20 protein-coding genes are annotated in these 22,491 nt (G+C 69.4%); 10 read left to right on the top strand and 10 right to left on the bottom strand.

Translation table 11 applies throughout. The features are described from left to right. Nucleotides 1-5: 5 nt before the first annotated feature. Both rhaI and ACW14X_RS23590 read right to left on the bottom strand, forming a co-directional pair. On the bottom strand, nucleotides 6-1,175 hold the full coding sequence (rhaI, locus tag ACW14X_RS23595) for an L-rhamnose isomerase (RefSeq protein ID WP_457163507.1): 1,170 nt from the start codon (nucleotides 1,173-1,175) through the stop codon (nucleotides 6-8). A 347-nt stretch (nucleotides 1,176-1,522) separates the two neighbouring features. Beyond that, nucleotides 1,523-1,861 (bottom strand): L-rhamnose mutarotase, encoded by a 339-nt coding sequence (locus ACW14X_RS23590; protein WP_400466236.1) that lies wholly within the window; start codon nucleotides 1,859-1,861, stop codon nucleotides 1,523-1,525. Between the two features lie 138 nt (nucleotides 1,862-1,999). Here ACW14X_RS23590 and ACW14X_RS23585 point away from each other — a divergent pair, with 138 nt between their 5' ends. The 6 genes from ACW14X_RS23585 to ACW14X_RS23560 all read left to right on the top strand — a co-directional run bounded on the left by ACW14X_RS23585 (nucleotide 2,000) and on the right by ACW14X_RS23560 (nucleotide 8,685). Beyond that, the gene (locus tag ACW14X_RS23585) at nucleotides 2,000-3,043 is read left to right on the top strand and encodes a LacI family DNA-binding transcriptional regulator (protein ID WP_350712796.1); all 1,044 of its coding nucleotides are present in this window, start codon (nucleotides 2,000-2,002) and stop codon (nucleotides 3,041-3,043) included. An 84-nt stretch (nucleotides 3,044-3,127) separates the two neighbouring features. After that, a complete protein-coding gene (locus ACW14X_RS23580; RefSeq protein WP_160028476.1) occupies nucleotides 3,128-4,150 on the top strand; it encodes a LacI family DNA-binding transcriptional regulator in 1,023 nt (340 codons plus the stop codon). A 233-nt stretch (nucleotides 4,151-4,383) separates the two neighbouring features. After that, complete coding sequence (locus ACW14X_RS23575) at nucleotides 4,384-5,535, top strand: Gfo/Idh/MocA family protein (protein ID WP_350712798.1); 1,152 nt, start codon at nucleotides 4,384-4,386, stop codon at nucleotides 5,533-5,535. Beyond that, nucleotides 5,532-6,716 carry a dihydrodipicolinate synthase family protein gene (locus tag ACW14X_RS23570; RefSeq protein ID WP_457163506.1) on the top strand — a complete coding sequence of 395 codons (1,185 nt, stop codon included), beginning with the start codon at nucleotides 5,532-5,534 and terminating at the stop codon, nucleotides 6,714-6,716. The genes ACW14X_RS23575 and ACW14X_RS23570 overlap by 4 nt, the downstream gene beginning before the upstream one ends. Beyond that, nucleotides 6,713-7,564: a sugar phosphate isomerase/epimerase family protein gene (locus ACW14X_RS23565; protein ID WP_457163505.1), complete on the top strand. Its 852-nt coding sequence runs from the start codon at nucleotides 6,713-6,715 to the stop codon at nucleotides 7,562-7,564. Before ACW14X_RS23570 ends, ACW14X_RS23565 begins: the two co-directional genes overlap by 4 nt. Then, nucleotides 7,564-8,685, top strand: coding sequence for a glycerate kinase (locus ACW14X_RS23560; protein WP_457163504.1), 1,122 nt, complete (start codon nucleotides 7,564-7,566; stop codon nucleotides 8,683-8,685). Before ACW14X_RS23565 ends, ACW14X_RS23560 begins: the two co-directional genes overlap by 1 nt. 78 nt (nucleotides 8,686-8,763) lie before the next feature. Here the strand turns inward: ACW14X_RS23560 and rhaS are convergent, their stop codons facing one another. The 4 genes from rhaS to ACW14X_RS23540 form a co-directional block, all read right to left on the bottom strand. Then, complete coding sequence (rhaS, locus tag ACW14X_RS23555; RefSeq protein ID WP_160028468.1) at nucleotides 8,764-9,795, bottom strand: rhamnose ABC transporter substrate-binding protein; 1,032 nt, start codon at nucleotides 9,793-9,795, stop codon at nucleotides 8,764-8,766. 5 nt (nucleotides 9,796-9,800) lie between these two features. After that, nucleotides 9,801-10,862, bottom strand: a complete 1,062-nt coding sequence (locus ACW14X_RS23550) for an ABC transporter permease (RefSeq protein WP_160028466.1) — start codon at nucleotides 10,860-10,862, stop codon at nucleotides 9,801-9,803. 76 nt (nucleotides 10,863-10,938) lie between these two features. Then, nucleotides 10,939-11,982: an ABC transporter permease gene (locus tag ACW14X_RS23545; protein ID WP_160028464.1), complete on the bottom strand. Its 1,044-nt coding sequence runs from the start codon at nucleotides 11,980-11,982 to the stop codon at nucleotides 10,939-10,941. Further along, nucleotides 11,979-13,505, bottom strand: coding sequence for a sugar ABC transporter ATP-binding protein (locus ACW14X_RS23540; RefSeq protein ID WP_160028462.1), 1,527 nt, complete (start codon nucleotides 13,503-13,505; stop codon nucleotides 11,979-11,981). The genes ACW14X_RS23545 and ACW14X_RS23540 overlap by 4 nt, the downstream gene beginning before the upstream one ends. 178 nt (nucleotides 13,506-13,683) lie before the next feature. Between ACW14X_RS23540 and ACW14X_RS23535 the strand changes: the two genes are divergently transcribed. Together ACW14X_RS23535 and ACW14X_RS23530 are read left to right on the top strand one after the other, a co-directional pair. After that, the gene (locus tag ACW14X_RS23535) at nucleotides 13,684-14,382 is read left to right on the top strand and encodes an NAD(P)H-dependent oxidoreductase (RefSeq protein WP_457163503.1); all 699 of its coding nucleotides are present in this window, start codon (nucleotides 13,684-13,686) and stop codon (nucleotides 14,380-14,382) included. Nucleotides 14,383-14,450: 68 nt separating this feature from the next. After that, nucleotides 14,451-15,011 carry a hypothetical protein gene (locus ACW14X_RS23530; RefSeq protein WP_457163502.1) on the top strand — a complete coding sequence of 187 codons (561 nt, stop codon included), beginning with the start codon at nucleotides 14,451-14,453 and terminating at the stop codon, nucleotides 15,009-15,011. A 5-nt stretch (nucleotides 15,012-15,016) separates the two neighbouring features. Here the strand turns inward: ACW14X_RS23530 and ACW14X_RS23525 are convergent, their stop codons facing one another. Then, nucleotides 15,017-15,886 carry a glycoside hydrolase family 16 protein gene (locus ACW14X_RS23525; RefSeq protein WP_457163501.1) on the bottom strand — a complete coding sequence of 290 codons (870 nt, stop codon included), beginning with the start codon at nucleotides 15,884-15,886 and terminating at the stop codon, nucleotides 15,017-15,019. 209 nt (nucleotides 15,887-16,095) lie between these two features. On the opposite strand from ACW14X_RS23525, the gene ACW14X_RS23520 reads away from it, so the two are divergent. Together ACW14X_RS23520 and ACW14X_RS23515 are read left to right on the top strand one after the other, a co-directional pair. Continuing rightward, nucleotides 16,096-16,269: a hypothetical protein gene (locus ACW14X_RS23520; RefSeq protein WP_350712807.1), complete on the top strand. Its 174-nt coding sequence runs from the start codon at nucleotides 16,096-16,098 to the stop codon at nucleotides 16,267-16,269. Further along, nucleotides 16,266-17,786, top strand: coding sequence for an amino acid permease (locus ACW14X_RS23515; RefSeq protein WP_457163500.1), 1,521 nt, complete (start codon nucleotides 16,266-16,268; stop codon nucleotides 17,784-17,786). Before ACW14X_RS23520 ends, ACW14X_RS23515 begins: the two co-directional genes overlap by 4 nt. Before the next feature lie 9 nt (nucleotides 17,787-17,795). On the opposite strand, the gene ACW14X_RS23510 is transcribed toward ACW14X_RS23515, so the two are convergent. The 3 genes from ACW14X_RS23510 to ACW14X_RS23500 form a co-directional block, all read right to left on the bottom strand. Then, the gene (locus ACW14X_RS23510) at nucleotides 17,796-18,932 is read right to left on the bottom strand and encodes a S1C family serine protease (RefSeq protein ID WP_457163499.1); all 1,137 of its coding nucleotides are present in this window, start codon (nucleotides 18,930-18,932) and stop codon (nucleotides 17,796-17,798) included. A 556-nt stretch (nucleotides 18,933-19,488) separates the two neighbouring features. Further along, the gene (locus tag ACW14X_RS23505) at nucleotides 19,489-19,983 is read right to left on the bottom strand and encodes a (2Fe-2S)-binding protein (RefSeq protein ID WP_160028450.1); all 495 of its coding nucleotides are present in this window, start codon (nucleotides 19,981-19,983) and stop codon (nucleotides 19,489-19,491) included. Nucleotides 19,984-19,994: 11 nt separating this feature from the next. Next, entirely contained in the window at nucleotides 19,995-22,331 is a 2,337-nt protein-coding gene (locus ACW14X_RS23500; RefSeq protein WP_457163498.1) for a molybdopterin cofactor-binding domain-containing protein, read from the bottom strand. Between the last annotated feature and the right edge of the window lie 160 nt (nucleotides 22,332-22,491).

Here is a 22,491-nt window from a genome sequence, read left to right as displayed (position 1 = left end):
GTCTTTCAGTTCCATCCAGCCTGGGTGCCGCCGATTCGGGCGGCTTCGATCTGTTCCTGGTAGCCGCTGGCCAGGTAGGCGCGCATCGGGTTCGCGGGCAGGCCGCGGTCCTCACGCCACCCGCCGAGGTCGGCGCGTACGTCGGTGTAGAAGGCGTCCATGAAGATCTCGTTGGCCAGGAGTACGTCGCCGTCCTCCTGCGCCGCGGCGAGAGCATCGGTGTCGAGGAGGAGCGCCCGTGCGGACATCTCCTGGACGTTGAGCACCGACCGGATCTGGCCCGGGATCTTCTTCTCGATGTTGTGGCACTGGTCGAGCATGAAGGCGACCCCGCCCTCGGCCACGGGCTTGAACCCACCGCCACGGACCACCTCGACGAGGATCCGGAAGAGCTGGAACGGGTCGGCCGCACCGACGATCAGGTCGTCGTCGGCGTAGAAGCGGCTGTTGAAGTCGAAGGAGCCGAGCTTCCCCAGCCGCAGCAGCTGCATCACGATGAACTCGATGTTGGTGCCGGGCGCGTGATGGCCGGTGTCGAGGCACACGACGGCCCGGTCACCGAGGGCGCTGACCTGGGCGAACGAGGTGCCCCAGTCGGGGACGTCGGTGTGGTAGAACGCCGGCTCGAAGAACTTGTACTCGAGCACCAGGCGCTGCTCCTCACCGAGGCGCTCGTAGATGGTCGCGAGCGACTCGGCGAGCCGGTCCTGGCGGCCGCGCATGTCGGCCTGGCCGGGATAGTTGGAGCCCTCGGCGAGCCAGATCTTCAGATCGCGTGAGCCGGTCGCGTGCATCACCTCGATGCACTCGAAGTGGTGGTCGATCGCCTTCTGCCGGATCTTCGTGTCGGTGTGAGTGAGCGCACCGAACTTGTAGTCGTCGTCCTGGAAGGTGTTGGAGTTGATCGTGCCGAGCGCGATCCCCTGGTCCTCGGCGTAGGAGCGCAGGGCCGCGTAGTCATCGACCTTGTCCCACGGGATGTGCAGCGCGACGCTCGGCGCCAGGCCGGTGAAGCGGTGAACGGTGGCCGCGTCGGCGACCTTCTCCTCGGGGGTGCGCGGGGTGCCCGGGGTGCCGAAGACCTTGAACCGGGTCCCCGAGTTTCCGTAGGCCCACGAGGGGACCTCGATCTCAAGGGCGGCCAGGTCGCCCGAGATCTGGTCGAACGTCGTCATCGGAGAGCCTCTCTGTGTGCGTTGAAAGGTTTCAAAGCGCGCATCCGACGTTAGTGGCGCACGTCACTTGCGTCAAGAGGAGGACGGCTTTCGTTGCGTTTCAGTTCCGCGCCGACCCTCGCCGAGTCGGCGCGTCCTGACCGCAACCGTCGCCGAGTCGGCCCATCCTGACCGCAACCGTCGCCGAGTCAGCCCATCCTGACCGCAACCGTCGCCGAGTCAGCCCGTCCTGACCGCAACCGTCGCCGAGTCAGCCCGTCCTGACCGCAACCGTCGCCGAGTCGGCCCGTCCTGACCGCAACCGTCGCCGAGTCGGCGCGTTAGAACGCGCCGACTCGGCGAGGGATTCAGGCGCGACCGAGCTGGTCCTCGAGGTGGAAGACCTCTTCGAGGCGGAGGAAGCCCTCGTCGGGCGCGACACCGTCGAGGTCCTCGAAGAACTCGGCCATCTCCGCCTGCCAGCGGGCGTTGACCTCGGTGGCCGCCATGCCCGCCTGAGCAGCCTCGATGGAGGGGGTCTCGACGTAGCCGATGAGCAGGCCGTCGGGGCGCAGGAACAGCGAGTAGTTGTGCCAGCCGGTCTCCGCGAGCGCTCGGAGCATGTCGGGCCAGACGGCGGCATGGCGCCGCTTGTACTCCTCGATCCGCTCGGGCTTGACCTGCAGCTGGAAGCAGACGCGCTCCATGACGACCTCCGATGAAACGATTTAGGCACGGACGCTAATGAGCATGTCCGACATCGGTCAATCCCGGTAGCGTCCTTCCTCGTCACCAGCGCCGCCCACGGCCTATGCTGCGATTGAACGTTTCAGGAAGGAGCCCAGGTGGCGATCACACCAGGTGCGGGTACCCCGCGCAGCGCCTCGGTCAAGGATGTCGCGGCCACCGCAGGCGTCTCCCTCGGCACGGTGTCCAACGTGCTCAACCGCCCCGACCGGGTCAGCCGGACGACCCGCGAGCGGGTCGAGCGCGCGATGGCCGACCTCGGCTTCGTACGCAACGAGTCGGCGCGCTCGCTGCGCACCGGCAGCACCCAGTCGCTGGCCTACGTCATGCTCGACGCCGGCAACCCGTTCTTCACCGACGTCGCCCGTGGCATCGAGCTGGCCGCCGAGGCGGCCGGGCTCTCGCTCTTCCTGTGCAACAGCGACGGCCGCTCGGCCCGCGAGGGCGCCCATCTGGCCCACCTGCAGCAGCAGCGGGTCCAGGGCATCCTGATCACCCCGGTCGACCCCGACGACCCGCAGCTCGACCAGCTGATCGAGCGGGGCACCCCGGTCGTCATCGTCGACCGCACCCGGGCCGGGTCGTCGTTCTGCTCCGTCGCCGTCGACGACGTCCTGGGCGGCCGGCTGGCCGTCGAGCACCTCATCGACGCCGGCCACAAGCGGGTGGCGTACGTCGGCGGCCCGGAGTCGATCGGACAGGTCCGCGACCGCGGCGAGGGCGCCCGGCAGGCCTGGGCCGAGGCCGGGCTGCCGCCGGAGGACCTGGTCGTGCTCACCTGCGACGCTCCCACCGTCGCCTCCGGCCGTGCCGCCGGCGAACGGCTCGTCGGACTGCCCGCCCGGCGCCGCCCCACCGCCGCGTTCTGCGCCAACGACCTGCTCGCGCTCGGGCTCCTACAACAAACGATCTCCAGCGGCCGAACCGTGCCCGGCGACCTCGCGATCGTCGGCTACGACGACATCGAGTTCGCCGCCGCCGCTGCGGTGCCGCTCTCCTCCGTACGCCAGCCCCGCCAGGACCTCGGCCGCCGCGCCGCCGAGCTCCTCCTCGACGAGGTCGGCAACCCCGACCACCAGCACGAGCAGGTCGTCTTCACGCCGGAGCTCGTCGCCCGCGCCTCCACCCTCGGACGCCCCTGACCGCCGAGCCGACCGGAGCACGAGCGGGCGTACGTCTTCGTCGGATGCCTTAGGCTCCAGGATCGGAAGCCGAAGGAGAGTCAGTTGGCCGGAGAACGCGCAGCGACGCTGAGCGATGTCGCCCGCGAGGCAGGGGTCTCGCTGGCCACCGCGTCGCGCGCGTTGAACGGGAGCGACCGGGTGGTGCGCCCCGAGCTGCAGGAGCGGGTCCTGGCCGCGGCGAGCAAGCTCGGCTACACGCCCAACGCCAACGCCCAGGCCATGGCGCGCGGCTCGACCGAGACGGTCGGGCTCCTGGTGAAGGACATCTCCGACCCCTACTTCTCCACCATCGCCGGCGGCCTGGCCGACGAGGCCGAGAAGCACGGCCTGCTGGTGATGCTGTGCAACACCGGCGGCCAGCCCGAGCGCGAGCAGAAGTTCCTGGCCGCGCTGCGGCGCCAGCGCAGCCGGGCGATCGTGCTGGCGGGAAGCGACACGGCCGACGTACGCCACACCAGCGAGGTCGCGGACCTGCTGACCTCCTACCTGGACGGCGGCGGCCGGGCGGCCGCGATCAGCCAGCCGCGCCTGCCTGTCGACACCGTCGTGATCGACAACCACGGCGGCGCCAAGGCACTGGCCGAGCGGCTGGTCGGCCTCGGCTACCGCCGCGCCGCGGTGCTCACCGGCCCCGAGAACCTGCTGGTCTCGGCCGAGCGTCACGCCGGCTTCGCGGAAGGATGGCGGGAGGCGACCGGCTCGGAGCCGGCGTGCGTCTCCGACGAGTTCAGCCGGGACGGCGGACGCCGGGCGATGACCCGGCTGCTCGAGGACGGCCCGAAGGTGGACTGCGTCTTCGCGGTCAACGACCTGATGGCGGTCGGCGCCCTCGCCGCCTGCCGGCAGGCCGGCGTCGAGGTGGGCCCCGATCTGGCCGTCGCCGGCTTCGACGACATCGCCACGCTGCGCGACGTGACACCCGGGCTGACCACCGTACGTCTCCCGCTGGCCGACATCGGCAGGCTCGCGCTCGAGCTCGTCCTCGGCAAGCCGTCAGCGGAGCTTCGCAAGCGGTCCGTCCACGGCGAGGTCGTGCTGCGGGAGAGCACTCCCCCGCGTACCTGACACCCCCCGACTCGGCGCAACTGTCCCGAGAACCGGCGCCGAGTCGGCGCTACGACATGGAACAGACGCGCCGACTCGGCGTTCCTGGCTGAGACAGACGCGCCGACTCGGCGGGGTTGAACGCCGGCTCGGCGGAACACCCTCTTGCGACGGCCATCACATTTGCCATACCGTACTGGAAAGCGCTTTCCCCCATCGCTTTCCCGCGATTCCAGCAGACGAGGAACCCTCACATGGCCACACGACGGCTCGGCATCATCATGAACGGCGTCACCGGACGCATGGGCTACCGCCAGCACCTGGTGCGCAGCATCCTGGCGATCCAGGAGCAGGGCGGTGTCGAGCTCTCCGACGGCACCCGGATCCTGCCCGACCCGATCCTGGTAGGACGCAATGCCGAGAAGCTCCAGGACATCGCCAAGGAGCATGGCCTGGACCGTTGGACCACCGACCTCGACGAGGCCCTCGCCAATGCCGAGGACACGGTCTACTTCGACGCCCAGCTGACCAACGTCCGCGAGGTCGCCATCACCAAGGCGGTCGCGGCCGGCAAGCACGTCTACACCGAGAAGCCGATCGCCGACGACGTCGAGGGCTCGCTGCGCCTGGCGCGCCTGGCGGCCGACGCCGGGGTGAAGAGCGGCGTCGTCCACGACAAGCTCTACCTCCCCGGCCTCCTCAAGCTGAAGCGGCTCGTCGACTCCGGCTTCTTCGGCCGCATCCTCAGCGTGCGCGGCGAGTTCGGCTACTGGGTCTTCGAGGGCGACCTGCAGCCCGCCCAGCGGCCGAGCTGGAACTACCGCAAGGAGGACGGCGGCGGCATCACCACCGACATGTTCCCCCACTGGAACTACGTGCTGGAGAACCTCTTCGGCAAGGTCGAGGCCGTCACCGCCAGGGTCGTCACCCACATCCCCGAGCGCTGGGACGAGAAGGGCGCGCGCTACGAAGCCACGGCCGACGACTCCGCCTACGGCATCTTCGAGCTCGAGGGTGGGATCGTCGCGCAGATCAACTCCTCGTGGGCCACCCGTGTCAACCGCGGCGAGCTGGTCGAGTTCCACGTCGACGGCACCCACGGCTCCGCCGTCGCCGGCCTGCACCACTGCGTCGCCCAGGACCGCAACCTGACCCCGAAGCCGGTCTGGAACCCCGACCTGGTCGAGAGCATCCGGTTCCGCGAGCAGTGGTCCGAGGTCCCCGACAACCAGCCCTTCGACAACGGCTTCAAGGCCCAGTGGGAACAGTTCATCCGCTACGTCGAGGGCGACGGCGAGCACCCCTACGACTTCATGGCGGGGGTCCGTGGGGTGAGGCTCGCCGAGGCCGGGCTCACCTCGTCCGCCGAGGGCCGCCGGATCGAGCTCGGAGAGATCCAGCTGTGACCTCCGTACGCCTCCCGCTGCCCGACGGCGGCACCGAGCTCTACACGCTCGCGGCCCCCACGGAGTGGACGAAGCCGAGTGCGCCGTTCACCTCCCGCACCGCGTACGCCGCGGCCCACGTCGTCCCCCGCACGCTGGCCGAGAACGTCCCCGGCGCCCCCGCGGACATCGACTGGGACCGCACCCTGGCCTACCGGCACGAGCTGTGGTCCTACGGACTCGGCGTCGCCGAGGCGATGGACACCGCCCAGCGCGGCATGGGCGTCGACTGGACCGCCGCGGCCGAGCTGATCCGCCGCTCTGCCGCCGAGGCGGCCACTGTCGGTGGGGCGATCGCCTGCGGCGCCGGCACCGACCAGCTCTCCCTGTCCGCTGTCCCCGAAGGCAGACAAGGCCTGGCCACCGTCATCGACGCCTACCGCGAGCAGATGAAGGTCGTCGCCGACACCGGCGCGACCACGATCGTGATGGCCTCGCGCGCGCTCGCACGGGTCGCTCGCAGCGCCGAGGACTATGCCGAGGTCTACACAACCCTGCTCGACGAGGCCGACAGCCCGGTGATCCTGCACTGGCTGGGCGACATGTTCGACCCGGCACTGGCGGGCTACTGGGGCTCCTCCTCGGTCGAGGAGGCGACCGAGACCTTCCTCGACGTGATCCGGGCCCGCCCCGGCAAGGTCGACGGGGTCAAGGTCTCGCTCCTCGACGCCGAGCACGAGGTCGGGCTGCGCCGGGCGTTGCCCGGCGGCGTACGGCTCTACACGGGGGACGACTTCAACTACCCCGAGCTGATCGTCGGCGAGGGGACCGAGGAGGGCGAGTTCTCGCACGCGCTGCTCGGCATCTTCGCCGCGATCTACCCGGCCGCCTCGGCCGCGCTGCAGGCACTCGACGAGGGTGATCCCGAGACGGCCAGGCAGCTGCTGGAGAGCACCCAGGCGCTCGGCCGCAAGATCTTCGAGGCGCCGACCTACTACTACAAGACCGGGATCGCGTTCCTCTCCTGGCTCAACGGCCACCAGCCCGGCTTCTCGATGGCCGGCGGCCTGCACACCGGTCGCTCGGTTCCCCATCTGGCCGAGGTGTTCCGGCTCGCGGACGCGGCCGGCCTGCTGACCAAGCCCGACCTCGCGGCCGCACGCATGCGCGCCTTCCTCACCGTGCAAGGAGTCGACCAGTGACCGACGGCATCACCGGGCTGGAACGCCTCTCGCTCAACACCAAGACCACCAACTCCTGGACCCTTGCGCAGGCCGTCGACGGAGCCGCCCGCGCCGGCATCCCCGCCCTGGGGCTGTGGCGCGACCGCGTGCACGAGGCCGGGCTGGAGAAGGCCGCCAAGCTCGTCCGCGATGCCGGGCTGCGCGTCTCCTCGCTCTGCCGCGGCGGCTTCCTGACGGCATCCGACGAGGCCGGGATCGCCAGCGCGCTCGAGGACAACAAGCGGGCGATCGACGAGGCCGCGACGCTCGGCACCGACGCGCTGGTGATGGTCGTCGGCGGCCTACCCGAGGGCGACGTGGACCTGGCCGGCGCCCGGGAGCGGGTCGCCGAGCGGCTCGCCGAGCTGGCACCGTACGCAGGTGACCACGGCGTGAAGCTCGTCCTGGAGGCGCTGCACCCGATGTACGTCGCCGACCGCGCGGTCCTCTCGACCCTCGGCCAGGCACTCGATCTGGCCGCGCCGCACCCGGTCGACGCGGTCGCGGTCGTCGTGGACACCTTCCACGTCTTCTGGGACCCGGACATCGCGGCCCAGATCGAGCGGGCCGGAGCCGAGGGCCGGATCGCGGCGTACCAGGTCTGCGACTTCAACCTGCCGATCCCCGCCGACGCGCTGCTGGCGCGCGGGATGATGGGCGACGGGGTCATCGACTTCGCGTCGATCACACAGATGGTCGCCGCGACCGGCTACACCGGCGACGTCGAGGTCGAGATCTTCAACGAGGCGGTCTGGGCCGGCGACCCCGACGACGTGCTCGCCACCATGGCGCAGCGCTACCGCGACCTCGTCCTCCCCCACCTGTGATGCCGGCTCGTCGGGTCGTCATCGCCTGCGACAAGTTCAAGGGCTCCCTGACCGCACGCGAGGTCGACGAGGCGGTGGCCGCCGGAATCCTTGCCGCGAACCCCGAGACAGAGGTACGCATCGTGCCGATCGCCGACGGCGGCGACGGCACCGTGGCGGCGCTGGACGGGGCCGGTTTCGACCTGGTGCCGGTCGAGGTCGCCGGCCCGACGCTCGAGCCGGTGGCGGCGCACTACGCCGTACGCGGCGACCTGGCGGTCGTGGAGCTCGCCGACACGTGCGGGCTGCTCCGGCTGCCCGGCGGCCGGCTCGCCCCGCTGACAGCGTCCTCACGAGGTCTCGGTGAGGCCGTGCTCGCCGCCGTCGACGGTGGTGCCCGCACGGTCGTTCTCGGCCTCGGCGGGAGCGCCAGCAACGACGGCGGCGCGGGGATGCTGCGTGCCCTCGGCGCACGGTTGCTGGACGCATCCGGGGCCGAGGTCCCGGAGGGCGGTGGATCGCTCGGCAGCCTCGCCGCGATCGATCTCTCCGGCCTCGACCCTCGCCTCCAGGAGACCGAGATCGTGGTCGCCTGCGACGTCGACAACCCGCTGCTCGGTCCCCGCGGTGCGGTCGCCACCTTCTCCGCCCAGAAGGGCGCCGGTCCCGCGGACCAGGAGCTGCTCGAGGCAGCCCTGGCGACGTACGCAGCCACGGTCGCCGAGACCACCGGACGCGATCGCGCCGAGATCGTCGAGGCGCCCGGCGCCGGAGCGGCCGGCGGCGTCGGGTTCGCCGCTCTCGCGGTGCTCGGCGGGCGGGTCGAGCGCGGTGTCGAGCTGCTGCTCGGCCTCGTCGGCTTCCACGAGGCCCTCGACGGTGCCGACCTGGTCGTCACCGGCGAAGGCTCCTTCGACCATCAGACCCTGTCCGGCAAGGCGCCGATGGGTGTGCTCCAGGCTGCCCGCGAGGCGAACATCCGCGCCGTCGTCGTCTGCGGCCGCACCACCCTCTCCCCCATCGAGGCGGAGCAGGTGGGAGCCGCCCTCGTGCGCGCGCTCACCGACCTCGAGCCCGACCCCGAGCGCTGCATGACGAACGCCGCCGAGCTGCTCTCACAGCTCGGCGGCGAACTCGGGTAACACGCCGTTCGTAGTTCTATCCGGTCGTTCCGATAGGGCGAGTAGTGCTACGAACAGCGTGTTACACGGGGCTGGACGTCAGAAATCGAAGTCGTCGATGTTCGACTCGTCGAAGACCGTCGGCTCACCCAGGACGACTACGCCGTCGGCGCCGACGGTGTACTCACCCAGGTCACCGGCCTCGAAGGTGTCGCCCTCCTTGCCCTCGATGTCACCCGAGGCGAGCGCGTCGGCGGTGTACGCGGCCAGGTAGCCGAGCTGCTCGGGGTCCCACAGCGCGAAGGACTTCACGGTGCCGTCCTTGATGTACTCCCGCATCTGGTTCGGGGTGCCGAGACCGGTCAGCGCGACCTTGCCCTTGTACTCCGAGTCGGAGAGGTAGCGGGCGGCCGCGGCGATGCCGACCGTGGTCGGGCTGATGATGCCCTTGAGGTTGGGGTGGGACTGCAGCAGGCCGGCGGTCTTGTCGAAGGACGTCTGGTCGTCGTCGTTGCCGTAGACGGTGTCGACGAGCTTGATGTCGGGGTGGCTCGCGGCCAGCTCCTCCTCCATCAGCTTGATCCACTCGTTCTGGTTCGTGGCGTTGGCCGCCGCCGAGAGGATCGCGATCTCACCCTTGCCGCCGATCTGCTCGGCGATGAGGTCGACCTGGCTCTTGGCGATGCCGGCGGCGTCGGCCTGGCTGACGAAGACGTCACGGAACTGCGGCTCGGTGTCGGAGTCCATCGTGACGACCTTGGTGCCGGCGTTGCGGGCCTCGTCGAGGGCGTCACCGATGGCGGTCGGGTCGTTGGCCGAGACGACGAGCGCGCCGGCGCGCTGCTGGGTCGCGGTGTTGATGAAGCTGACCTGGGAGTCGGGGGTCGACTCGGTCGGGCCCACCTGCTCCCACTTCGTACCGATCTCGTCGGCGGCCTTCTTGCCACCCGTGTCGGAGGCGTCGAAGTAGGGGTTGCCGAGGTTCTTCGGGATGAAGGTGATGCTGCTGGTGTCGCCGCCACCCTCTCCATCGCTGCCGCTGTCGCTCCCGCCGCCGCAGGCGGACAGGGCGAGGCCGAGGGCCGCAACGATGGCGACGGCACTGCCTGCGCGTCGGAACTTGCTGGTCATGTCTCTCACTCCGATTTCTTTGAGGATGGTTCGTCCGAGCTGTGTTGCCGGCGATAGGTGCCGACGATGCGACCGGTCCAACCGAGGACGCTGGCCGCGATGACCGCTGCGATGAGAAGTACGCCGGTGATGATCTGGATGATGTTGGCGCTGAGTCCGTCCAGGCGCAGCGCGCTGCCGATTGTCCCGATCAGGACGACGCCGGCGATGACCCCGGGGATGGCCCCGCGACCGCCGAAGATCGAGACGCCGCCGAGCAGCACCGCGGCCACGACCTGGAGCTCCAGCCCGGTGGCGTTGTCACCACGCGCACTGCCGTAGCGCAGCGTGAAGTAGATGCCCGCCAGCCCCGAGACCAGCCCGCTGAGCGTGAACAGGATCAGCTTCGTACGGTCGACGTTGACGCCGGAGAAGCGCGCCGCGTCCTTGCTGAGCCCGGCCGCGAAGATGCCGCGCCCGAAGGGCGTGAAGTGCAGGATCACGGCGAAGATCAGGATCAGGACGACCAGCGGGATCGTCATCAGCGGGATCTGGGAGTCGCCGATCCGGGCCTGGACGGCGTCGCCCCAGGAGTCGGGCCAGTCGGTGATCGCGGTGGTGCCGAGCGCGCCGACCGCGATGCCGCGGAAGAGCGCCATGGTGCCGATCGTGACGGCCAGCGACGGCAGTCCGAAGCGGGTGACGAGCACCCCGTTGAGGGCTCCCGCGACCGCGCAGGCGAGCAGCGCGATCACCATCGCGGCGACCATCGGGAGGCCCTCACGGTGCAGCACCCCGAACAGCACGCTGGAGAGCCCGACGACGCTTGCGACCGACAGGTCGATCTCGCCGGTGATGATGATCAGCGTCATCGGCAGCGCGATCAGCAGGATCGGCGTGATGTCGAGGACCAGGAAGTAGACCGTGATCGGGTCGGAGAAGTTGAGGATCGCGATCGAGGCGTACAGCCAGACGACCACGAGCAGGGCGATGATCGCCGAGTCCCTGGTCATCAGGGTGCGCTGCCACCACGGCTTGGCGTGCGCTGCGTACGTCCTCGGCGCTGCCTTCTCGGAGAGCAACGTCATGCCGCCACCTCCGTTGAGGAGATCGAAGCGTACGGACGTGGCGGCCTGACACCTGTTGTCGTTCGCTGGCGCTCACTCATGAGTCTTCCCTCTCTGCGAGGAGCTTGTCGTGCTGACGGCGGGCGAAGTAGCGGTCCAGGACGATCGCGCCGATGATCAGCGCGCCGACGACGGCCTGCTGCCAGAAGTCGGGGATGCCGAGGATCGGGAGCGCCCGGTTGATGGTGACGAGGAGGTACGCCCCCAGGGCTGCCCCGAGCACCGTGCCGCTGCCGCCGAAGATGGCCACGCCACCCACGACCGCGGCACCGACGGCCTCGAGCTCGATGCCCTGGCCGACGCCGGAGCTGATGGTGCCGTAGCGGGAGACGTACAGGATCCCGGCGAGGCCGGCGAGCGCGCCCGAGGTGGCGAACGCCTGCAGGACCCGGCGCTTGTCACGCAGCCCGTAGAGGGTGGCGGCGTCGGGGTCGGAGCCGATCGCGTAGAACTCGCGGCCGACACGCGTGGAGCGCATCAGGTAGATCGCGACCGCCAGCAGCGCGAACGAGATCCAGGCGAGGTTGGGGATGAACAGGAACGATCCGGTGCCGAAGTCGAGCAGCCCGGGCGGGATGTCGGAGGCGTTGATCCGGTCGCTGCCGGCCCACTCGAGCATGATCCCGCGGTAGACGTAGAGCGTGCCGAGGGTGATGACCAGCGCCGGCACCTTGGCGAAGGCGACCAGCGCCCCGTTGATCAGACCGAGCACGGCGCCCGCGGCGACGGCGATCAGGACGACCAGGATCACCGGGAGGCCGGTGTCGAGGAAGAGCCGCCCGGCCAGGTAGGCCGTGAGCCCGAGGGTCGAGCCGACGCTGAGGTCGACGTTGCGGGTGACGATCACCATCGCCTGGCCGATCGCCAGGCACACCAGGATCGCTGGGGTCAGGGTGAGGTCGCGCCAACCGTCCGTGCTGAACAGGAAGTTGGGGTTCACCGCCGTGGTCACCACGAGCAGCAGGATGAAGGCGACGGCGATGCCGGTCTCGCGCTGCTTGAGGAGCCAGGTCAGCCGGCCGGCTGCTCGGTGGCGTGGCTGCGGCGCGGCCGGGGCGGGCGCGTCGAGCGTGGTGGTCATGATGCCTCGCTGACGTTCAGGGTGGTGGAGTGGTGGGCCGTCGCCGCACGCATGACGGCCTCGGGGGTCGCCTCCGCGCGGCTCAGCTCGGCCGTCTGGTGACCCTCGCTGAGGACGATCACGCGGTCGGCCATACCGAGCACCTCGGGGAGCTCGGAGGAGATCATCAGGATCCCGAGACCCTCCTGCGCGAGGGTCGAGAGCAGGCGGTGGACCTCGGACTTGGTGCCGACGTCGATGCCTCGGGTGGGCTCGTCGATGATCAGCACCTTGGGTCGGGTCGAGAGCCACTTGGCCAGGACGACCTTCTGCTGGTTGCCGCCCGAGAGCGTGCCGGCCAGGGTGTCGAGCGTCGCGGCCTTGACCTCGAGCCGGGCGGCCCAGTCGGCGGCCGAGCGGTTCTCGATGCCGGTGCTGATCAGCCCGGTGCGGGCGAGCCGGCCGCTCGTCGGGAGGGTGATGTTGCGCGAGATCGGCGCGTCCAGGACGAGACCGTGCTGGCGGCGGTCCTCGGGCACGAACGCCAGCCCCATCTCGATCGCTCGCCTCGGGTCACCCGGCGGGACCGGCTTGCCCTCGAGGGTGACCTCGCCGCTCTCGTAGGGGTCGACGCCGAAGATCGCCTGCGCGACCTCGCTGCGCCCGGCTCCGACGAGGCCGGCCAGGCCGACGATCTCGCCCTCGCGGACGGTGAGGCTGATGTCCTGGAACAGGCCGGTGCTGGTGAGGCCCTTGACCTCGAGCAGGGGCTTGCCGACGGTGGCCTCGAGCTTCGGGTAGAGGTCGGAGACCTCGCGCCCGACGAGCCGCTGGACGATCTCGTCCTCGGTGACCGCCGAGATGGGGTCGGTGGAGATGTAGGCGCCGTCGCGCATCACCGTGATCGTGTCGCAGAGCGCGAACACCTCGTCGAAGCGGTGCGAGATGAAGACCACGGCGCAGCCCTGGTCGCGCAGCGTGCGCGCCACGCTCATCAGCCGCTCGACCTCGTTGCCCGACAGGGCGGCGGTCGGCTCGTCCATGATCAGGACCTTGGCGTCGAGCGAGAGCGCCTTGGCGATCTCGATCAGCTGCTGGTCGGCGATCGAGAGGCCCTCGGTCGGACGGTCGGGCTCGATCGGGACTCCGAGCCTGGCGAAGAGCTCGACGACCTCGGTGCGCATCGCGGCGCGGTCGATCTTGCCCCAGCGGTTGGTCGGCTGGCGTCCCATGAAGATGTTCTCGGTGACCGAGAGGTCGGGGAAGAGGGTCGGCTCCTGGTAGATGACCGCGACCCCCGCCTGCTTGGCGTCGGCGGTGTTGCGGAAGTCGACCTGTTCCCCGGAGAGCAGGTAGTCGCCGGCGTCGCGGCGGTAGAGCCCGGCGACGATCTTGACCAGGGTCGACTTCCCGGCTCCGTTCTCCCCCACGAGCGCGTGGATGGATCCGGCCTCGACCCGGAGGCTTCCGGACCGGAGGGCGCGTACGGGGCCGAAGGACTTGGCCACGTCCCGCAGCTCCAGTGCGGCGGGTGTGTCCGGCATGGGCAGCTCCTCGAATTGAAAGGTTTCAAGCCTGGTTTACGCTAGTGATGGCAATCACATACGTCAACACTCTGAGGCCGCTAATTTGAGCGAGATCCGGACTTTGTCATCAGACCGCGCCGACGCCCGCCCGCATCCAGGCGGGAATCCCTCCGCGTCAGACGGCGTTCAGGGCCCCATGCACGCACTCTGGGTATGGGCACATCCGCACGCGTCATCACTCAACGGACGGCTGCGCGAGGTCGGCGTCAACGCGCTCGGCACAGCAGGCTGGAGCGTCGACGAGATCGACCTCTATCGAGAAGGTTTCAATCCACTTCTGGTGGAGCGGGGCGAGGCCGACGTACGCCGCCACCAGGACCGGTTACGGGATGCCGACCTGCTGGTCGTGCAGTTCCCGCTGTGGTGGTATTCGGTGCCGGCCATCCTCAAGGGCTGGATCGACCGGGTCTTCGAGTCGGGGTTCGCCTTCGACGTACCGGACCCGGAGACCGGCAAGCCGCTCAAGTACGGCAAGGGCGGCTTGGCCGGCAAGCGCGCGCTGACCATCGTCACCGCCGGCGACCGGGCCGCGACCCTCGGTCCGCGCGGGATCAGCGGCGACATCGAGGACGTCCTGTGGCCGTTGCTCCACGGCACGTTCTGGTACACCGGGATGGACCCGCTGCGCCCGCATCTGATCACCGACACCGACACCATCGACGCCGAATTGATGGCTCGGATCGAGGCCGACCTGAGCGTACGTCTGCAGGGCGTGATGACGGAGCCGCGGATCGACTACCGGCCGATGGCCGACGAGCACTACGACCACACGATCAGGCTCCACGACTCGGTCGCCCCCGGGAAGGACGGGCTGAGCGCCCATCGCGAGGGCTGAGTTCGCGCACATGGAGGGCGAGGATTATTCAGCGGCGCGAATACCCTAGGCGGGTATAGGTTCCCGCCATGACCGCACACACCGACAACACGCCCACCCCGTGGCGCACGAGCATCGCCGCCATCCCGGTGCTGGTCGGGGTCGCCAGCGGAATCGCGATGACACAGGGCGGCGTCTCGGCCGAGTCCTCCGCGATCCCTGCCGGGATCGCGACCTTGGCCTACCTCGCCGCCGGCGCGCTCGGGTCGCGGTGGACGGCCTGGGCCGCGGTCGCCGCCGGCACGGCGCTCGTGGTCCTCGGCGAGCTGCTCGGAGCCACCTGGTGGCACCTGATCGCCGCAGCCGGCACGGTCCTGGTGGTGGTGGGTGTCACCCGCCGACAGCGGGCGACAGCCCTGGAGGCCGGCGGCATGGTCGGCTACTTCGGGATCGCCGTCGCGGCCCTCTTCCTCAGCCCCGCGCTGGGTCTCGGCCTGGCCGCCCTGACCCTGATCGCGCACGCCGCATGGGACGCCTACCACCTCGCCAGGGACCGGGTCGTCCCCCGGTCCCTGGCACTGTGGTGCATCGGCCTCGACGTCACCGTGGGCATCGTCTGCCTGTGGTTCGCCCTCACCGGCCTCGGCTGATCACCTCACAGCTGGGAGTCGTAGACGCGTACGTAGTCCACGACCATGCTCTGCGGGAACTGGGTCGTGCCGTCGGGGTTGCCGGGCCAGTTGCCGCCAACGGCGACGTTGAGGATGAAGAAGAACGGCTGGTCGAAGACCCAGGGGTTGGCGCCGGTGTTGGCCGTGGTGAAGGTCTGGTAGGCCACCCCGTCGACGGACCAGGTGATCGAGCCGGGGCGCCAGTCGATGGCGAAGGTGTGGAAGGTGTCGGCGAAGGACCAGCCCTGCGGGTGCATGTACTGACCGGTGATGCCGTTGCCGCCGGAGTATCCCGGACCATGGAGGGTGCCGTGGACCAGGTGGGGCTCGTAGCCGACGTTCTCCATGATGTCGATCTCGCCGGCGTTCGGCCACGGCGTGTTCGGGAACTGGCCGCCCAGCATCCAGAAAGCCGGCCAGATCCCCTGCCCGCGCGGGATCTGGATCCGAGCCTCCAGGCGGCCGAACTTCGGCTGGACCTTGCCCTTGGTGGTGAGCCGCGCCGAGGTGTAGCCGCTCCCGCTCTGCCGGGCCGTGATGACCAGGTTGCCGTTGCCGTCGAGGGCTGAGTTGTCGCGGGAGTCGGTGTAGGTCTGGAGCTCGTTGTTGCCCCAGCCCCCGCCTCCGGTCTCGAAGTTCCAGTTGGCGCCGTTCGGGGCGCTGCCGGCAGGCCCGTCGAACTCGTCGGACCAGGTCAGGGCTGCCGCCTCGACCTCTCCGGTGCGGGTGGCCGGGCCACCGGTATCGGGGCCGGGCACGGCGGCCGGCGCGGCCAGCGGGGCGACCAGGACGAGAGCCAGAGCGGCGGTCGCCGTGAGTGTGGTGCGGATGGTGCGGATCCTCGAGCTACGCATCGAACGCTCCTTCATGGGGGTTAACTGTAAGGCGACCTTACTGTTATTTGCCGTCCTGCGGAACGGAAACGCCGGGCGACGTCCGGTCACCGCGAGATACCGCTCGATGCGCTCTAATGGGTCCCCGGAGCGGGGCCATCGGGGGCCCGGCAGGTGAGGTGATCGCATTGGCACGGGATCCATACAGGCCACGGACGCCGATCATCGGCATGACGATGGTGTTCCTCGCGTTGGCGATCGTCGGGGTGACGGCGTACCTGCATCTCGGCTGGTGGTCGCTGATCGGCTACGCCGTGGCGGCGGTCGCGGCCGTCGTCGGCGGGTGGCTCCTGTTCAAGGACGTGCCCGAGCCGCCGCACTCCGGACCGGGAGCGGGCCGATGACAGACACCGAAGACCAGACCAGCGGCCAGGTCAGCGGCCTGACCGACGAGGACGAGGGCTACCACAAGAGCCTCAGCCCACGGCAGCTGCAGATGATCGCGATCGGCGGCGCCATCGGCACCGGACTGTTCCTGGGAGCCGGCGGCCGCCTCCACGAGGCCGGGCCGGGCCTGTTCCTCGTCTACGCCTTCTGCGGCGTGTTCGTCTTCCTCATCCTGCGCGCGCTCGGCGAGCTCGTGCTGCACCGCCCCTCGTCGGGATCGTTCGTCTCCTACGCCCGGGAGTTCCTGGGTGAGCCGGCCGCGTTCGCCGCCGGCTGGATGTACTTCCTGAACTGGGCGATGACCTCCATCGTCGACGTCACGGCGATCGCGACGTACATGCACTTCTGGGGCACCTTCGAGGTCGTCCCGCAATGGGTGATCGCGCTCGTCGCGCTCGCAGTCGTGCTCTCGATGAACCTGATCTCGGTCAAGCTCTTCGGCGAGCTGGAGTTCTGGGCGGCGCTCATCAAAGTGGTCGCGCTGCTGGGCTTCCTCGTGCTCGGGATGATCGTGCTCGCCGGCGGTGAGGAGCTCAACGGCCAGGAGACCGGGATCGGCATGGTCATCGACAACGGCGGGCTGTTCCCGGTCGGTGTCCTCCCGCTCGTCATCGTCATCTCTGGCGTCGTCTTCGCGTACGCAGCGGTCGAGCTCGTCGGCACCGCCGCCGGCGAGACCGCCGAGCCGGCCAAGATCATGCCCCGGGCGATCAACTCCGTCATCGCCCGGATCGCGGTGTTCTACGTGGGCTCGCTGGTGCTGCTCGCGCTGCTGCTGCCCTACACGACCTACCGGGCGGACGAGAGCCCGTTCGTGACGTTCTTCGACCAGCTCGGGATCGCGAACTCCGGCACCATCATGAACCTCGTGGTGCTGACCGCGGCGCTCTCCTCGCTCAACGCCGGCCTCTACTCGACCGGGCGCATCCTGCGGTCCATGGCCATGAGCGGGAGCGCCCCGACCTTCACCGCGCGGATGTCGAGGAACGGGGTGCCGTTCGGCGGGATCCTGCTCACCGGCTGCATCACGCTCCTCGGCGTCGGCCTGAACGCGATCGTGCCGGGCCAGGCGTTCGAGATCGTGCTGAACATGTCGGCCCTCGGCATCATCGCGTCCTGGGCGACCATCGTGATCTGCCAGATCCAGCTCTACCGGCGCTGGAAGAAGGGCCTGATGTACCGGCCCGACTTCCGGCTGTGGGGATCACCGTGGACCGGCTACGCCACGCTCGTGTTCCTTGCGACCGTGCTGGTCCTGATGGGCTTCGACTACCCGATCGGCACCTGGACGGTCGCGACCCTGGTCGTCATCATCCCGGCGCTGATGATCGGCTGGCGACTCGTCCGCGACCGTGTCCAGCAGATCGCCCTCGAACGCGAGGGCTACACCGGCGCGATCCCGATCAGGGCGGAGCGACCGATCTCCGACGAGTCGACGGGCGGCCCGAGCGACGACGACGGACCGAGCCGCTGACCCTCGTGGTCAGGCGACCGGGCCCTCGCCGAGCGTCACGGTCGCGGTGTGGGGCTCGCCGGCGGCATCGGTCCAGCTGACCGGGATCTCGTCACCGGGCTCGTGGTCACCGAGCACCGAGGTGATGTCGTCGATGCTGGCCACGGCGGTCCCGTCGACGGAGGTGATCGTGCTGCCCTCGGTGATCCCGGCGGCCCCGGCGGCGCCGTCCTCGACCAAGCCGACGACCAGCGTCGACCTGGTCGTGTCGACCTGCACGCCGAGCGCGGCGGCCGAGCCACCGATCTCGACGTCGCCCGACTCCTCCCCGGCCAGGATCTGGGCGGCGATGTCGAGCACGGTGTCGATCGGGATGGCGTAGCCGGAGATCTCGGCCGAGCCCGAGGTCGCGGCGACGTTCATCCCGATGACCTCGCCGTCCTCGTCGAGCAGCGCGCCGCCGGAGTCGCCGGAGACGACGTCGGCGTCGGTCTGGATCAGGTCGCTGAGCTCGGCGGTGGTGCCGTCCTCGTTGTTGACGGTGATCGCGGTGCTCGGGTCGGTGACCGTGCCGTCGGCGGCCGACAGCGAGCCCTGGCCCTCGGCGTTCCCGACGGCGGTGACCTCCTCGCCCTGCGTCGCGGCATCCTGGTCGGTCGCGACCGTCGGGAGCCCCGAGGCGTCCTCGAGTTGCAGCACCGCGACGTCATGGACGTCGTCGTAGCCGAGGACCGTCGCGGCGTACGTCTCCCCCGTGCTCGGGTCCGTCACGGTGATCGAGGTGGCGCCCTCGACGACGTGGTGGTTGGTCACCACGATCCCGTCGCCGGTGATCGTCAACCCGGTGCCCGCGCCCTGTCCGGTACCGTAGCCGACCGTGGTGTTGATCAGCACGACGCCGGTCGACTCGGCCTCGGTCGCGGGCTCGGAGTCGACGGCCGCGGTCGAGGTGCCGAGGCTCTGCCGGTAGGGGTCCACGATCCCGCCGCCATAGGCCCCGCCGTAGTTCTCGACGGAGCCGCCGTAGCCGGGGCCGGACTCGGCTGCGTACGTCTTGGTGGCGCTGACCGCGGCCACCGCGAGGGCCGGGGTGGCGATCGGGATCGCGACGAGCGGGATCGCCGCGACGGCGAGGAGAGAGTGACGGATACGGCGGGAGCGGGACATCGGGTCCTCCTTGAGGCGGTTGATGCCTCAAGATTCCGCCCGCCCGCTATGGACTTCCTGTGAGTACGTCACGGAATGGCTGGGAATGCCAGGACACCCGATCGGGGGCGACGCCCTCGGCCCTCGCCTCCGTGCTAGTCGTTCAGATCTGCTCAGCCCACCGCCCGGCACCATCTGCGTGCGCGAGCAGATGGGCGCTTCCGACCTGAGGTGGGGGTGAGCGTGACGCGCCGGTGAGCAGCGGATGGCGTCTGAGAAGGTGTCGAGGCCTTCAAGATCGGTGGCGCCCAAGCAAACGTTCACCGGAAGGCCTCGACGTTGTCCGAGCCTCCGGCGTGCGGTGCTGCACGCTGCCACCAATGAGGAGCATGCGGCGTCGGTAGTTCTCGCGGTTGCGGAAGCCGCGGGCGATGCGGCGGTGGTGCGCCAGACCACCTGCACCGGGCAACCCACCTGAACTCGGAAGAGCCGGTCTTCCGGAGGCTGGCCAGGGACTGTTCGTGCCTCATGGCGGACCGCCTCTGACCAGCCGTGTCGCGGCTGGTCAGAGACAGGATCACATCCGCCCGGCTCCGTCTCGGATGGCCTCGCGGATCCGGGTGTAGGTGCCGCAGCGGCAGACGTTGCGGATCCCGTCGAGATCGGCGTCGGTGATGGTGCGGCCCTCGGCACGCACCTTCTTCACCAGCGCCACCGCGGCCATGATCTGGCCCGGTTGGCAGTAGCCGCACTGGGCGACGTCATGGTCAAGCCAGGACTCCTGCATCGGGTGCAGACCGTTCGGCCCTCGGTCTGACTCGGGCACCTCACCCGGGAGACCCTCGATCGTGGTGACCTCGTCGTCGGCGCTGAGGGCACCGACCGGCACCGCGCACGGGTTGAACGCCTTGCCGTTGAGATGTGACGTACAGGCCTTGCACACGTTGATCCCGCATCCGTACTTCGGCCCCTTGACGCCGAGCAGGTCCCGCAGGACCCACAGCACACGTACGTCGTCCTCGACGTCGACACTGATCTTCTCGCCGTTGACGACGAATGTCTGTTCAGGCATGTCAGGGCTCCTCAGTAGGTCCACCGGAGGCCGTCAGTCGGAGACTGCGGCACGGGCGGGATGAACGACTTCGGCTCGAAGAAGATCGGATCGTTGTGGTTGATCGGGAACTCCGTCGGCATTTTCCCGGTGGCCCGGGCGTAGGCACAGGCGGCCGCGGCGGCCGCAGTAGCGACACCGGCCTCGCCGACACCGCCGATGACCTTGCTCTCCCCCGGCAAGATGACCACCTCGACCTGGGGCGGCGTGTTCCACTGCCGCGTGTAGGCGTAGTTGTCCCAGCTGGCCTCCAGGAAGTGGCCGTTGCGGAGATGCACGCTGCTGGAGAGCGTCATCGCGATGCCGTCGTTGATGCAGCCCTGCATCTGCGCCTCGACGCTGCGGGGGTTCACCACCTGGCCGATCTCGATGACCATCGTCGCCCGGGTGACCCGGGGCCCGGCGTACGCATCGCGCACCTTCCGGTTGACGGTCTCGGGGCGACAGTCGATCTCCATGACGCAGGCGCTCACGCCCTTGTACTCGTAGTGCACCGCGATGCCTTGGGCCGTGCCCGGAGCCATCGGCTTCCCCCACTCGGCCACCTCCGCGGCCTTGTCGAGCACCGCCCGGATCCGCTCGTTCCGCAAGAACTCCTTGCGGAACTCGTACGGGTCCTTCCGCATCGCCTTGGCGAGCTGGTCGACCACCAGCTCGCTGGCCGTGCGTACGTCCGGGGAGTAGACGTTGCGCATGGCACCGGTGTTGAACCGGGTATCGGTCTCGTTCATCGTCTGCGCGAGGACTCCGAAGTCGTAGGGGATCCCCGAGGTGAGCGCGAAGATCAGCTGGGAATAGCCGAGGTTGCTCAGTCCCTCCGGCAGGTCCGCACCCAGGGAGGTGACGATCTCACCGAAGCCGTGGCGCCAGTCCGTCTCGACGCTGGTATGCGACTGCTGGAAGGCCAGCACCTCGTTGCCGACGTACGACGCGCGCACCCGTGACGTGCACAGTGGATGGAGTCGCCCGGCGCGAGGCTCGTCCGCGCGATGCCACATCAACCGGACCGGCACGCCCATGGCCTTGGACGCGTGAGCGGCATCCAAGGCAGCGTCCCAGAAGAGCCGGTGGCCGAAGGAGCCGCCGCCCTCGACGACGTTGACCTTGAGCTTGGTGGGGTCGATGCCGACTTCGAGGGCAATGCGCTGCTGGGAGACGATCGGGTTCTTCAGGGCCGCCCAGATCTCCCCGCCGTCCGCACTGACGTCGGCGACGGCGCTGATCGGATCCAGCGGGGCGTTGCTGCGGAAGTAGAAGGTGAAGTCAGCCGCGACCGTCTTGGACAGCGGGTTGTTGGGCAGCGAGGGCATCGGCAGCTCGGCCGCCTTGACCCCGGAGAGGATGTCCTCGTCCGACTCGCCGGCGACCGGGCCGTCCTTCCAGGCCACGTCCATCTTCTGGATCGCGTCGATGCACTGGCCGAACGTCTTCGCCCGCACCGCGATCCCGGTCGGGATCTTGGCGACATGGGTGACCCCAGGCATCTCGAGGATCTCCGCCCTGTTGCGCAGTTCCACCGGAGTGCCGTTCATCGTGGGGGCACGGCACACCATGGTCGGCATCGCGCCCTTGTGGTCGTAGTCCATCGCGAACTTCTTGGTGCCCGTCACCGCGGCGAGCGCGTCCACCCGGTTGCGCGGCTTCCCGATGAGGGTGAACTCGCTGGCGTCCTTGAGGGTGACCTCGACCTCCTTGGTGGTCCCAGCGGCAGCACGCTTGGAGAGCTCGGCGTACGTCGCGGTCGCACCGTTGGCGGCGGTGACGACGCCGTCCTTGGACGTGAGCTCGTCGACGGTCCCGCCCAAGAGAGCGGCTGCTGCCTCGAGCAGGGCACCCTTCGCGATCGCGGCCGCAACGCGTACCGGCGTGAACATCGCGTGGATCGTGTTTGAGCCACCGGTGATCTGGTTCCAGATCAGCTCTTGGCGAGCCGGCGCCAAGGTGACCGTGACCCTTTCCAGCGGCAGGTCGAGCTCCTCGGCGATGATCATCGCGATCCCGGTCGTGATGCCTTGGCCGTTCTCGGAGCGAGGCAGCTCGAAGCTGGCCGTACCGTCCTCGTTGATCACCACCGTGATCAGGTTGGCCGTCGGACGCGCGGCGTCGGTGAGCGCGTCGGAGAGGTCGTAGGTGTCGAAGACCTGCGGCAGGCTCGGCACCTTCGCATCGGCGGGCTCGGCGAGCATGCCGAGATCGGCGGCCGCCATCACGGTGGCGCCACCGATCAGGTAGCCGATGAACCTGCGCCGCCCCATCGGGTACGGCCCGGTCGACGTCTGCGCGCCGATACTTTCGTGAATTTCTGTCATGCGGAGCACCTCCGATTTCGAGGCTCCGGACGCTGCGCCCAGAGGTTCTGCTCCCTCCCCTGACGGGACATCGTGGCATCGGTCACAGACCGCCACTACCCACCTTGGGGGGTGATCGGCTCCGAATGAAAGTGCTCCGGATGGGGTACCTCTGGGCATG

Source organism: Nocardioides sp. YJ-D4 (genome assembly GCF_054031495.1).
The sequence above is the reverse complement of the archived record's forward strand: the minus strand, read 5'-3'. Positions and strand labels throughout refer to the sequence as shown.

Bases quoted from the DNA above. Each gene is read 5' to 3' on its own strand.
- rhaI (WP_457163507.1), bottom strand. From the start codon at position 1,175: ATGACGACGTTCGACCAGATCTCGGGCGACCTGGCCGCCCTTGAGATC.
- ACW14X_RS23540 (WP_160028462.1), bottom strand. From the start codon at position 13,505: ATGCCGGACACACCCGCCGCACTGGAGCTGCGGGACGTGGCCAAGTCC.
- ACW14X_RS23525 (WP_457163501.1), bottom strand. From the start codon at position 15,886: ATGCGTAGCTCGAGGATCCGCACCATCCGCACCACACTCACGGCGACC.
- ACW14X_RS23535 (WP_457163503.1), top strand. From the start codon at position 13,684: ATGCACGCACTCTGGGTATGGGCACATCCGCACGCGTCATCACTCAAC.
- ACW14X_RS23575 (WP_350712798.1), top strand. From the start codon at position 4,384: ATGGCCACACGACGGCTCGGCATCATCATGAACGGCGTCACCGGACGC.
- ACW14X_RS23590 (WP_400466236.1), bottom strand. From the start codon at position 1,861: ATGGAGCGCGTCTGCTTCCAGCTGCAGGTCAAGCCCGAGCGGATCGAG.
- ACW14X_RS23500 (WP_457163498.1), bottom strand. From the start codon at position 22,331: ATGACAGAAATTCACGAAAGTATCGGCGCGCAGACGTCGACCGGGCCG.
- ACW14X_RS23505 (WP_160028450.1), bottom strand. From the start codon at position 19,983: ATGCCTGAACAGACATTCGTCGTCAACGGCGAGAAGATCAGTGTCGAC.
- rhaS (WP_160028468.1), bottom strand. From the start codon at position 9,795: ATGACCAGCAAGTTCCGACGCGCAGGCAGTGCCGTCGCCATCGTTGCG.
- ACW14X_RS23515 (WP_457163500.1), top strand. From the start codon at position 16,266: ATGACAGACACCGAAGACCAGACCAGCGGCCAGGTCAGCGGCCTGACC.
- ACW14X_RS23550 (WP_160028466.1), bottom strand. From the start codon at position 10,862: ATGACGTTGCTCTCCGAGAAGGCAGCGCCGAGGACGTACGCAGCGCAC.
- ACW14X_RS23545 (WP_160028464.1), bottom strand. From the start codon at position 11,982: ATGACCACCACGCTCGACGCGCCCGCCCCGGCCGCGCCGCAGCCACGC.
- ACW14X_RS23560 (WP_457163504.1), top strand. From the start codon at position 7,564: ATGCCGGCTCGTCGGGTCGTCATCGCCTGCGACAAGTTCAAGGGCTCC.
- ACW14X_RS23530 (WP_457163502.1), top strand. From the start codon at position 14,451: ATGACCGCACACACCGACAACACGCCCACCCCGTGGCGCACGAGCATC.
- ACW14X_RS23510 (WP_457163499.1), bottom strand. From the start codon at position 18,932: ATGTCCCGCTCCCGCCGTATCCGTCACTCTCTCCTCGCCGTCGCGGCG.
- ACW14X_RS23520 (WP_350712807.1), top strand. From the start codon at position 16,096: ATGACGATGGTGTTCCTCGCGTTGGCGATCGTCGGGGTGACGGCGTAC.